Source organism: Nocardia sp. CWNU-33 (assembly GCF_046764895.1).
Taxonomy (GTDB): domain Bacteria; phylum Actinomycetota; class Actinomycetes; order Mycobacteriales; family Mycobacteriaceae; genus Nocardia.
The window spans coordinates 1-11804 of record NZ_JBKOQN010000015.1; the positions used below are offsets into that span (position 1 = coordinate 1).

Annotated in this window: 12 protein-coding genes and 2 pseudogenes; 10 read left to right on the forward strand and 4 right to left on the reverse strand. The window is 64.2% G+C overall.

Annotated elements, in window-relative coordinates:
* A pseudogene (locus ACLMAL_RS20905) lies at nt 1-222 on the reverse strand (endonuclease/exonuclease/phosphatase family protein); the annotation flags it as partial.
* Nucleotides 223-537: 315 nt separating this feature from the next.
* Between ACLMAL_RS20905 and ACLMAL_RS20910 the strand changes: the two are divergent.
* The 8 genes from ACLMAL_RS20910 to ACLMAL_RS20945 all read left to right on the forward strand — a co-directional run bounded on the left by ACLMAL_RS20910 (nt 538) and on the right by ACLMAL_RS20945 (nt 7640).
* Complete coding sequence (locus ACLMAL_RS20910) at nt 538-771, forward strand: hypothetical protein (RefSeq protein WP_412000616.1); 234 nt, start codon at nt 538-540, stop codon at nt 769-771.
* 25 nt (nt 772-796) lie between these two features.
* Nucleotides 797-2539, forward strand: coding sequence for a fumarate reductase (quinol) flavoprotein subunit (gene frdA / locus ACLMAL_RS20915; protein ID WP_412000617.1), 1743 nt, complete (start codon nt 797-799; stop codon nt 2537-2539).
* 5 nt (nt 2540-2544) lie between these two features.
* The gene (gene sdhB, locus ACLMAL_RS20920; protein WP_328401484.1) at nt 2545-3288 is read left to right on the forward strand and encodes a succinate dehydrogenase iron-sulfur subunit; all 744 of its coding nucleotides are present in this window, start codon (nt 2545-2547) and stop codon (nt 3286-3288) included.
* Nucleotides 3285-3677 (forward strand): fumarate reductase subunit C, encoded by a 393-nt coding sequence (locus ACLMAL_RS20925; protein ID WP_406230332.1) that lies wholly within the window; start codon nt 3285-3287, stop codon nt 3675-3677. Before sdhB ends, ACLMAL_RS20925 begins: the two co-directional genes overlap by 4 nt.
* Nucleotides 3674-4027: a fumarate reductase subunit FrdD gene (frdD, locus tag ACLMAL_RS20930; RefSeq protein ID WP_328401489.1), complete on the forward strand. Its 354-nt coding sequence runs from the start codon at nt 3674-3676 to the stop codon at nt 4025-4027. Before ACLMAL_RS20925 ends, frdD begins: the two co-directional genes overlap by 4 nt.
* 513 nt (nt 4028-4540) lie before the next feature.
* Nucleotides 4541-5755, forward strand: a complete 1215-nt coding sequence (locus ACLMAL_RS20935) for an FAD-dependent monooxygenase (RefSeq protein ID WP_412000618.1) — start codon at nt 4541-4543, stop codon at nt 5753-5755.
* 607 nt (nt 5756-6362) lie between these two features.
* Nucleotides 6363-6797 (forward strand): hypothetical protein, encoded by a 435-nt coding sequence (locus ACLMAL_RS20940; RefSeq protein ID WP_412000619.1) that lies wholly within the window; start codon nt 6363-6365, stop codon nt 6795-6797.
* A 438-nt stretch (nt 6798-7235) separates the two neighbouring features.
* Entirely contained in the window at nt 7236-7640 is a 405-nt protein-coding gene (locus ACLMAL_RS20945; protein WP_412000620.1) for an SgcJ/EcaC family oxidoreductase, read from the forward strand.
* Nucleotides 7641-8031: 391 nt separating this feature from the next.
* Here the strand turns inward: ACLMAL_RS20945 and ACLMAL_RS20950 are convergent, their stop codons facing one another.
* From ACLMAL_RS20950 to ACLMAL_RS20960, 3 genes are all read right to left on the reverse strand, one after another.
* Nucleotides 8032-8943, reverse strand: coding sequence for an MspA family porin (locus ACLMAL_RS20950; protein ID WP_412000621.1), 912 nt, complete (start codon nt 8941-8943; stop codon nt 8032-8034).
* A 259-nt stretch (nt 8944-9202) separates the two neighbouring features.
* A complete protein-coding gene (locus tag ACLMAL_RS20955; protein ID WP_412000622.1) occupies nt 9203-9367 on the reverse strand; it encodes a hypothetical protein in 165 nt (54 codons plus the stop codon).
* On the reverse strand, nt 9364-10497 hold the full coding sequence (locus ACLMAL_RS20960) for an IS701 family transposase (RefSeq protein ID WP_412000623.1): 1134 nt from the start codon (nt 10495-10497) through the stop codon (nt 9364-9366). The genes ACLMAL_RS20955 and ACLMAL_RS20960 overlap by 4 nt, the downstream gene beginning before the upstream one ends.
* Before the next feature lie 100 nt (nt 10498-10597).
* Here ACLMAL_RS20960 and ACLMAL_RS20965 point away from each other — a divergent pair, with 100 nt between their 5' ends.
* A complete protein-coding gene (locus tag ACLMAL_RS20965) occupies nt 10598-11002 on the forward strand; it encodes a transposase (RefSeq protein WP_328401502.1) in 405 nt (134 codons plus the stop codon).
* 14 nt (nt 11003-11016) lie between these two features.
* A pseudogene (locus ACLMAL_RS20970) lies at nt 11017-11464 on the forward strand (IS5 family transposase).
* The last annotated feature ends 340 nt before the right edge of the window (nt 11465-11804 follow it).

Consider the following 11804-nt stretch of genomic DNA (forward strand, 5'->3'; position numbering starts at 1 on the left):
GGTTGCCTCCGAGAGCAGCACGATCGAGGCCTGTGTCGAGATGATGAGATCGGTGATCAGCTGAATGCCATTGGAGATTTTGCTGCCGCTGTGCCACGTGTTCAATGCGAGCACCCGGATCTCTCGTGCCGCGGGTGCAGCAGCGGCAACGGACATCGCCGCACCGGCCGCGACCGCTCCGCCCGCCCCTGCCGACCCCACGTCATCATCGCTTCGCGTCATCAACCCATCATGACCTCCATCGAAATGCCAACGATTGCGCGCAGTACTGCTGCAGCACATCCGGGCTCAGGTGAGGGCCTACCGGCGGTCAGGCCCGTCTCCGACGCGCCGGAGGGATGGTCGGGCTGTTCGGCGGCTCGCTAGAACCCGCGAAGCGGCATCTCTGGACGGCCGCGAACGCATGGCCGTACCGGCTGACCCGGCGGTCCTGGGCGGGGTCCGGCAGACCAGCACGCCTCCTGCGGCCTCGGCGCAATGCGCGTACTCTTATGTACCTATCAGTGAGGTGTGCCACCGGTTCGCCGGGAGATGGAGATGCTAAGCGCCACCGAGCAGTTCAGCAGGGAGCGCGCCCCGTGCGGGAAACTGAGGGGCGGGGCTCGCCACCGCGAAGACGACGAGGCGGGCTTGGTCATTGACGATCTGCGTTACGACTGTGGCTGCCGCCGGATTCGGCGCGAATTCCACGACGGCAGCATTCGGATCAGAATCGTCCGCCATGACGGCAAGGTCCTGATGGACGAGCACAGCGCCGACTTCGAGGCCTGACGGACGACACCCGGGTGGTGCCACCATGACCGCTTCTCACGACGTCGTGATCGTTGGCGGGGGCGGCGCGGGCCTGCGTTCGGCCATCGCCATCGCGGAACACAACCCGCGGTTGAGTATCGCGATCGTTTCCAAGGTTTATCCGATGCGCAGCCACACCGTCTCCGCTGAGGGTGGCGCCGCCGGAGTCGCCGGTCCCGGCGACAGCTTGCAGGAGCATGCATACGACACGGTCTCCGGCAGCGATTGGCTCTGTGACCAAGACGCTGTCGAGGCCTTCGTCGAGGAAGCACCGCGGGAGCTGCTCCAGCTAGAACATTGGGGCTGCCCATGGAGCCGCCGGCCGGACGGGCACATCGCGGTGCGGGCGTTCGGCGGTATGACGAACAATCGCACCTGGTTCGCAGCCGACAAGACCGGTTTTCACTTGCTGCACACCCTGTTCCAGACCGCACTGTCCTATCAGGACATCGTCAGGTACGACGAGTGGTTCGCCACAACATTGCTCGTCGACGACGGCAAGGTATGCGGCATCGTAGCCATAGAACTAGCCACCGGACGCGTCGAAACCATTCTCGCCAGCGCTGTCATCGTGTGCACTGGTGGCTGCGGCCGGGTGTATCCGTTCACCACCAACGCCAATATCAACACCGGCGACGGTATGGCGTTGGCCTACCGGGCAGGCGCGCCGCTCAAGGACATGGAGTTCGTCCAGTACCACCCGACCGGCCTTCCGTTCACGGGCATCTTGATCACCGAGGCAACGCGCGCGGAAGGCGGCTGGCTGCTCAACAAGGACGGTTACCGCTACTTACAGGATTACGACCTCGGGACGCCCTCATCGGTTCCGGTCATGCGAAGCATGGAACTCGGGCCACGCGACCGGCTGTCGCAGGCCTTCGTGCATGAACTCGACAAGGGCCGAACCATCCGCACACCGTACGGACACGTCGTCCACCTCGACATACGCCACCTGGGTGCGGATCTCATCGACACGAAACTTCCGTTCGTGCGCGAGCTGTGCTCGAAGTACCAGAACATCGACCCGGTCCGGGAGCTGATCCCGGTACGCCCCGTCGTCCACTACATGATGGGCGGCATCCATACCGACATCCATGGCGCGACACCCCTGGCGGGCTTGTACGCCGTCGGAGAGGTCGCGTGCGTCAGTATCAACGGCGCCAACCGGCTCGGGTCGAACTCCCTCCCCGAGTTGCTGGTCTTCGGTGCGCGAGCCGGTCGTGCCGCTGCCGAGTACGCGAGCTCGGCCACGACCGTCCCGACGTCGGCGGTCTTGGCGCGCGGCCGCGCCGAACAGGACCGGCTGGAACGGGACCTCACGCGACACACCGAGGGATCCGAACGCATCGCGCAGGTCCGCACCGAGATGCAGAAGACGATGGAGACCAGTGCCGGGATCTACCGGGACGGCGACTCCCTCGCCGAGGCGGGCGACAAGTTGCACGAGCTTCGCGATCGGTTCGGCAGCGCGTGCCTCGATGACCACAGCCGGGCGTTCAACACCGAACTGGTGGCGGTGCTGGAGCTGTCGTGCATGCTCGATGTGGCGGAATGCATCATCGCCTGCGCGCTGGCGCGAGAGGAATCCCGGGGCGCGCACCAACGGACCGATTTTCCCGCCAGGAACGACCAGCGATTCCTGGCACATTCGGTGATCCATCGGCAGCCGGACGGCTCGGGGCTGGTCTCGTACCTCCCGGTAACGATTACTCGCTGGCCTCCCGGCGAACGCGTATATGGGAGGTGATGACGATGGTGGACCGGATAACCCTGCAGGTTGCGCGCTACCGACCGGATCAAGAGGACGAACCAGTACTGCAGTCCTACGAGGTCCCGCTGCGCAAGGAATGGACGGTGCTCGACGGCCTCAACTACATCAAGGACTACCTCGACGGAACGGTGTCCTACCGGTGGTCCTGCCGGATGGGCATCTGTGGTAGCTGCGGCATGACCGTCAACGGCGAGCCACAACTGAGCTGCGCCACTTTCCTGACCGACTACGCGCCGGGGCCGGTGCGAATCGAGCCATTGCGCAACTTCCCGGTGATCCGGGATCTCGTCATAGAGATCAGCGACTTCATGCACAAGCTGACCGAGGTCAAGCCATGGCTGATCAGGGAGGAACACCGGCCACTCGAAGACGGCGAGTACCTGCAAACACCGTCCGAAATGGACGACTACACGAAGTACAGCATGTGTATCAACTGCATGCTCTGTTACTCGGCCTGTCCCGTCTACGCGCTCGAGCCCGAGTTCCTCGGTCCGGCGGCGATCGCGCTGGCCCAACGCTACAACCTCGACTCGCGCGATGAGGGAGCCGGAGATCGGCGGGACGTTCTCGCGTCCGCCGAGGGAGTATGGTCCTGCACCCTTGTCGGCGAGTGCACCACCGCCTGCCCCAAGGGGGTCGACCCGGCCGGCGCAATCCAACGCTACAAGCTGACCGCGGCCACGCAATCGCTGCGAGATTTCCTCATGCCTTGGCGGGCACGATGACCACGACACCCCGGTTGTACCGAAAACCGATCTCCACGTTCTGGTGGGCGCAACGCCGCTCATACCTGATCTTCGTCCTGCGCGAACTCAGCAGCGTGTTCGTCGCCTGGTTCGTGGTATATCTCCTGCTTCTGGTCAACGCGGTCAGTTCCGGAAGCGAGGAGTACCAGCGGTTTCTGAGCTGGAGCGCCGGCCCGTGGGTGCTCGCACTGAACATGATCGCCCTGCTGTTTGTGCTTCTGCACACGGTCACCTGGTTCAACCTCGCGCCCAAGGCGATGGTGGTGCGTGTGCGGAACCGGCGCGTCGCACCGGTCGTGATCCTTGGGCTGCACTACCTGCTGTGGGGTCTGCTGACGACGATCGTGCTGTTGGTGGTGCTGCGATGAAAAGCAGGAGGTCCCTGGAACCGTTGGCGTGGCTGCTGTTCGGCGTCGGCGGGATGGTGGCCGCGCTGCTCATACCGGTGCTGCTGTTCCTGTTCGGCCTCGCCTTCCCGCTGGGCTGGCTTCCCGCGCCGGACCACGCATACCTGCTCTCGGTGTTGCGTCATCCTGTCACCCGGCTGGTCCTTTTCGGGCTCTGTGTGCTGGCTCTATTCCATTGGGCACACCGCTTCCGGTACACGCTGTACCACGGCTTGCGGCTCGAGCAGTTCAGCGCGTTGATCATCCTGGTCTGCTACGGCGGCGCCGTCATCGGCTCGGGAACCGCCGCTTACTTCCTGCTGCGCGTCTAACACGCGGGATATTCGGGAAGGAGACAGCTAAGTGGTTGCGCATCAAACGCACCCGCCACGTCATTGACTGCCCGTCAGCCGTGCATCAACGAATTCGTCAGTCACAGGCTGGTCCCACCGCGGGCAGCGCAACGCTGCCCGACCCACCGCACCGGCCGAATCCGTGCAGACCAGCAACGAATGACAGCCGATGCAACCTCGCCGAACGAGCACGTTTGCACACGCCGCATCAACACACGCGACGAACAGTCCGCCAAACAGGATCTGACCTGCGACCACTCGACCCAGGGAACTGGATTTCGCCCGCGGGTGCCCACCTGATCCTCTCCCGTCCAGGTCAGAGGATTTTCAACGTCCGGCTCGTATTGCCCGATCTGCCTTGTTTCCGCCCTTGATGAACCCAGGCCGACGTCGACTTCGGAGAACTAGTTGCATTGCAACTAGTGTCTATGACACTATTGATTCGGTGGTCGACCGGGCACCGATCGCGAGGATCGAAGAGATGGAACGATCATGGGAATCAAGACCGCGTTGATCATCGGTGGCGGCATTGCCGGACCCGTGACGGCACTGGCACTGCGGAAAGTCGGCATCGCAGCGACGGTGTTCGAGACGTACGACAGCGCAGCCCGCGACGTAGGCGGCGCGCTGACTGTCGCCCCGAATGGACTGGCCGCACTGAAAACGGTCGGCGCCGACGAACTGGTGCGGGCCGCCGGACACCCGCTGCACAGCATGGTCATGGAGACAGGACGAGGCCGCAAGCTCATGCGCGTCGACGCCCTACCAAGCCTGCCGCCGAGCTGCGTGATGCTGCGCGCGGACTTGTTCGGTGTGCTGCACGACCACGCCTTGGCGAACGGGATCGCGATCGAGCACGGAAAACGACTGGTCGACGTCACGGAGACCGCGCACGGGGTCGTCGCGACATTCGCCGATGGCACCAGCGCCGAGGGCGACATCCTCATCGGCGCCGACGGCATCCACTCGACTGTCCGCACCCTGATCGACCCCGAGGCTCCCGGCCCCGAATACACCGGACTGATGAGCTTCGGCTTCGGTGACTTCACACCCGACGGCAGGCGCTGCGACGGTGGCGTCGGCGATATCGACGCCATGCACTTCGCATTCGGCAAACGAGCGTTCTACGGCTACTGGCGGCAACCCGACGGCAGCGACATGTTCTTCAGCAACCTCCCACAGCAGGAGGCGATGACGATGGCCGAGGCCAAGGCCGTCTCCGCCGAGAAGTGGCTGGCCGAGCTGCGCGCCGCACACGTCGGCGACACCCCGGGCCAGCAGCTGTTCCAGCGAACCAGCGTTGAGAAGATGATCGTCGCGGGCCCGATGGAACGGATGCCGCACCTACCACATTGGTTCCGCGATCGGATGGTGCTCGTCGGCGACTCGGCGCACGCCCCCTCCTCCAGCTCCGGTCAGGGCGCGTCGCTGGCCATCGAGTCCGCGGTCGAGCTTGCCCGCTGCCTGCGCGACATCACCGACCCGACCGCCGCGTTCGCCGCCTACGAGCGGCTGCGCCGCCCCCGCGTGGAGGACATCTCGAACAATGCCGCCAAGACCAATAGCGGCAAGACCTCCGGCCCCATCGCCAAGGCCCTCTTCGGCCTCACCATGCCGCTGGCCACCCGCACATTCCTGAAGCCGGAGAAGATGTTCGGCCCGGTTCACCGGTTCGTCATCGACTGGAACCAGAAGGTCGCGACCTGACGAGTCCCACTTGCACGACCAAGGCCCGGCCCCGCGTGGGCCGGGTATTTCGAGTGACCATGGCGGGAACTCGGCAGGCGGATCCGGGCCGCGGGTCGCCCACAATCGGCACTCCGATACGCCGGGCCTGAGCCAGTGACGCAGTGGAGTCGACGCTCCGCGCGACGGTCTGCGGAATGGCGGGCGGCTCCGCGGTCCTGGGTAGGTCCGCAGGCAGTCGGTAGTGGGCGACTGTTGCAGTGCCCCGTACATAGGGGTCCGCCTGCGCGCTACCGAACGGCGACCAGGCCAGGCGGGTTCGGCCGATCTTGTCGCAGTAGTGCGGCACCATGGCTGCCTGGCTCCGCATCAGTGACGACATTAAGCCGTGCGGCGGACTCATCGCTCCCGCACCGAAGATCTCTCGGTTCCGAACCCAGATCAAGCATTCCGGCTGAATATAAAGCAGAAGTACGGAGCAATGTCAGAATTTTCCGCAGCAGTATAGGTATATCGGTGACGAATACTCATAATTGGAAATCGGTCAACTGGCGATGCACCTCACATTGGCATCAACTGCGGCGCTGTCGCTCAAACCTCGATACGCACGTTCAGGAGCTTTTTGCCTGTGAAAATCGGAATCCCCCGCGAAATCAAGAACCCGGAGTACCGCGTAGCGATAACCCCGGCCCGGGCCTACCAACTGATCTCCCCCGGGCATGAGGTATTCGTCGAATTCGGCACCTGCCGCGGGTCATCGTGCGATGGCGCGGACTACCTGCGGTCGGGGGCGACGATGGCCGCGCAGATTTCTGCCCGGTACCCAAGGAGGCTCGAGCCTGACATGGATAGCCAGATGTCTCCGCATCCGGAGGAAGCGGACGTGCACCTTGCAGTGCAACTCGGTCATGTGCGCCTCGATTTCACCGCGTGCGTCACTGCGGCTTTGTTGTTCATACAAGATTGCCGTGACCGCTGCTATCCGAAACATCTCGCTGTGATACCTGATGACAGCCGTCGGTACCCACGCTTGCCCAATGAACGCCTGTACCTGGAGCCTTGAAGGACACTCATGGGCCGAACAACTCACACCGACCCGACGGATGTCGACGGCACGGAAAAGATGGATCTGGCACAGTCTGCGTGATTGACCCGGCTCGGAATGCGAACGGGTGCTTGATGATCGATCGTGTTGTCGGTGTTCTGATCTTGGGCCGATGGCGGTTCTGTTTCCGCATCTTAACGGGCTGCGGATCGATGGTGGGGACTCGGTAGGGCTGCGGGTGCGACTGGACGTGAGCACCCGAGACGAGCCGGCAGCCTGCCCAGGCTGCGGAGTTTTGTCTCGTCGAGTTCACAGTCGCTGGCCGCCGCATCCCAACTCGCCAAGTCATGAACCCGCGACGACGTTCCGTTCAGGTTGTCGATTCGAGGGGTGCTCGCGCGTCGGATAGCTAAATGGTCCAAACGGTGGGCCGTGCCAACAAATCGGAGGAATGCCATGACCATGACCCGAACGGACGACTGTGCGGCCATCAACCAAGTCTTGGCCGACCAGTACAAAGCATGGGCAGCCGGTGACGCGGACACTTTTGTCGCGGACTACACCGAGCACGCCACCGTGATCATGCCCGGGGCCTACCGGCGGAACAGGGAGGAAGTCCGGCAGAGCATGGCTGCAAGTTTCGCTACCTACCTCCAGAACTCGACCGTGACCGACGAGATCCAAGACATCCGGTTCCTCGGTCAGGACTACGCAATCGTCGTCAGCAAGGCCGGCATCCTGTTCGCCGGCGAAACCGAAGTGCCTGCCGACCGGCTCGTCAATGCGACCTGGGTCCTCCAGAGGTGTGACGACAGGTGGTTGGTCGCCGCCTACCACAACAGCCCTGTCGACCCGAGCTAGCGAACCCCCGAGGCTGGGCCACCAAGCACATCAGCTGGGTGGCCCAGCTGTCGAGACTCGAGTCCAGGCTGTCGCTGGATCGCGAGGGCCTGTTCACCGGTGAGTCACCGTAGGGCAACGTCTTTCGTCCATGCACACTGACCGGAAATAGCGACTCCTGAATCCAACCGCTCACCCTTGCGACTCACCCACACGCCCTTCCGCGGAAGATCGCCTTGCCCCGCATCGTCGAACGGGCGACTCGACACCTCACCGGCCGCGTTGCACACCACGCAGCCGAAACCCGCCAGCCGCCGGCACCAAATATCGAGATCGACCCGCCGATACGACGACACGTACCCCTCTGCTGGCAAATTCCTCGCGCGTGTCCTCGAGCCTTCGTTTCCTGGAATCAGAAGGTGAACTGGCTGCCGTAGGCAGTGGTCTGCACCGTCCCCACCGCGGTACTCACCGTGGCGGTGATGAAGGGGACGGCCGATACCGGTGAGGCACACTGGCCGACGTTCAACGCGGCGTTGTTGAAAATGAAGTGGTACGGGAACACCGTCTTGTCGTCCAGGTCGGCCGTCACTGTCGTGACGGTGGTGATCTGGCCCGGTGCCAAGGTGGCTTCCAGGATCTCGGTCAAGCCCAGGGCGCCGCCGACGGTCGGTCCGAGGCTCGCGGAGGACGGGCTGGTCGAGGCACTCGGGGAAGTGGTGGCGGCGCTCTCGGAGGTGGAGGCGGCACTCCGGGAGATGGGGGCGGCACTCCGGGAGATCGGTGCGGCACTCCGGGAGATCGGTGCGGCACTCCGGGAGATCGGTGCGGCACTCCGGGAGATCGGTGCGGCACTCCGGGAGATCGGTGCGGCACTCCGGGAGATCGGTGCGGCACTCCGGGAGATGGTGGGGGCACTCGGCGTTGTGGGCCCCGGCGCGAGCGTCACACTCGGCAGGGTGGCGGCAACGTTCGACTGGCCGAAGTCGGGGGAAATACTCGCCAACAGCCCTTGATTGGGATCGATTCCGATGGAGAAGCCGTTGTCCAGACTGATCGCGCAGCCGAGGAGGAACCCCGCGACGGCCTGGCCGGACGTTATTCCATTGCCCTCCACGGTCAGCGAGTAGTCGCCTGATAGCTGCGCGGCATGCGCGAACGTCATGAGAAAGCTCGGCATCCGGTCGCCCGGTGGGTCCACTTTGACGTTGTCCACCGATGTCGTCAGATGAATCCCGGCACCGGAGACGTCCGCACCGGGCGGTTGGGCTTGGCTCGGCTCGGCGCCCTGCCACAGAACCACAGCCAGAACAGCCGCGACCACAGCGGTCGCGATAACGACGAATCGAGGTCGCATATTTGATCCCGTTTCGAATCGGATGTACATCAGCGGTGGCGAAATTGTCCGAATAGACCCACATGGCTAATACACGGCAAGCATAGTGGGATACCAGCCCGACGCATCGAGGTTGCAGGGTGTGTCGCGCATCGACTGGGCACGGCCACAGATTTGCCGGGCGCACACAGGATTCGAAAATTCGCCCCGTCCCGGCCGCGTCGTCGGCTTAATACTGCAACTGCACTCAGGTGAGTGGGTGCACTCGCCGCCGGTAGTGCGACAGCCGGGCTTGGTGTTGTCGGCGTCGTCGCCAGCGTGACCAGGCCCAGATGTGGTCGGCGGCATGCAGCGGAGTGAGCACGAACGCGATGAGTAAGCGGCGGATCTCCGGTAGCGTGAGAGCGATCATGCCTTCTTCGCTTCTGGCGAGTCCCCCTTTGCGGCAAGGGTTTTTGTGGCGGCAAGCCAGGCCAGGGCGAGCATCGACAGGGTGATGTGGGCATACCAGGCGCGCCATTTGCGGACCTGATAATGGTCGAGCCCGGCCTCGCCTTTGGCCTGCTGAAACGCTTCTTCCACATGCCAGCGCGACCCGGCGGTCCAGGCCAGATCGACCAGCCGCGACGAGGCCGGGCCGTAGCAGATGTAGTAGGCGATCTCGGTGGGGTCACTGATCGAGCGCCGTGCCAGCAGCCAGTGCCCGCGCCCGGTCTTCCAGGTGCCCTCGATCTGGCGGCGTGCCCAGTCGTATTCGCGGGGTCCGTGTGCGCCGGCACCGACCGACAACCGTTGCCAGGTGCGGTCGCCGAACTCCGCGACCAGCTCGTCGGCACGAGCGATGCGGTCGGCGCGGGTGGCCAGCTGGTGATCGCAGCGGGTGGCCATCACATAGAACACGTCGTGGTCCCCACACCAAGCCCGCAGGTAGCCGGCCTGACCGTAGGCCTCATCAGCGGTGAACCACACGAACGGCACCTTCGCGGCCAGCGCACGCTCGAGCATGGCGATCATCTGCCGGGGCTTGGTGGCGAACTCGATTTCGTCGGGAATCCCGGCGTCACGGCACCACTGCCGATCACCGATCCACGACTGCGGGACGTAGAGCTCCCGGTCGATCAGGGCGTGCCCGTGTTTGGACGCATACGCCAGGAATACCCCGATCTGACAGTTCTCCGTACGTCCGGCCGTGCCCGAGTACTGCCGTTGCACGCCAGCGTATTTGGTTCCCTTCTTCAGGAAACCGGTCTCATCACCGGCCAGCACGGCGGCCGGGTCACCGAGGTGTTCGACCACATAATCGCGCACATCGTCACGCACCCCGTCGACGTCCCAGTCGGCAGCGCGCAGCAGCCGCTGCATCCCGTCCGGAGCGCTCTCACAAGCGCGTTCGGCCAACGTCCACCCGTTCTTGCGTTCCAGGCCCGCGACCAGCCCCGACACATACTCACCCGCCCGCCCCCGCGGTTCAGCGCGGGTGAACCGTTCCCCGATCCTCGCCATCAACGAATCCAGTTCGGCCACAGCATGATCCAACACCACGCAACAGGTCTACCAGGAACGAACTACACGAGTGCAGTTGCAGTACTAACAGGTTCTGCTGGTTGGCGTTGAGTGTCGTTGCAGTGCAGGATGTTTCGCTGTGGCAGCACCATGGATCGTAGACGACCAGTTGTGGGCAGTAATCGAACCGCTACTACCGACGAAGGCGCCGGGAACACCGGGACCCGCCCAGATGGACAACCGGCTGGTGCTGCAAGGAATCCTGTTCGTGCTGATCACCGGGATCGGGTGGGAAGACCTACCCCAAGAACTGGGCTTCGGGTCAGGGATGACCTGCTGGCGGCGGTTGCGGGACTGGCAGGCCGCCGGGGTGTTCGAGCAGATGCATCAAGCGATCCTGGCCCGCTGCCACAGCGCGGGGTTGATCGACTTCGACCGGGTCATCGTCGACGGCTCGCACCTGCGGGCCAAAAAGGGGGCGCTGCAACCGGACCGGGCATCGTCGTCGAGGGAGAAGCGCTCGGACGATCTCGCGGTGGGCTGAGCACCAAAGTCCATCTGGCCGTCGACGGCCGCGGCCTACCGATGCGGGTACTGCTCACACCGGGCCAAGCCGGAGACAACCCGCAGATGCTGGCGCTGCTCGACGGCATCAGCGTGGCCAGGGTCGGGCCGGGTCGGCCGCGCGTCCGTCCCGACGCGGTGATCGCCGACAGGGCGTATTCGCATCCGTCGACCCGGCGCGCTACGCGAGCGCCGGGTCCGGTTCATCAGTCCCGAACGTCACGATCAGATCGGTGGTCGCAAAGCCAAGGGATCACGCGGCGGCCGACCGCCCTCGTTCGATGCCGAAACCTACAAGCAGCGCAATGTCGTCGAGCGATGCTTCAACAGACTCAAACAATTCCGCGACCTGGCCACCCGCTACACCAAACGCGCCGCCTACTACCAGGCCGAACTCACCATCGCCGCCATCATCCTAGGTAGTTTCATTCGACTTACCTGACGGTGCTCGCCGAAATCGACTTCGACGCAATCTTGGTGATCGACCAACCGCTCAGCGCGTGCCGAAGCGTAGACGCGAGTAGAAGCTTGCCGGTGGGCATGCTCCCGAGACTGGAGAAGGATCGCGGCGGAATCAGAGAGTTTCCGGTCCGGTGGGGAGGACCACTGTCGGGCTATGTCGGTCGCGCGGGAAGGCCGCGGCGTTCGTGTGTCGGCGGCGGACGGATTCGTCGGTCGTAGGCCGAGCTGGACAAGATCGTCACCCTGCTGCTTGTCGACGCGGAACGCAGCCTCCGGCGGCGGATACCTGACGGCGGCCATTGACGTGGCAAGCCATGCCA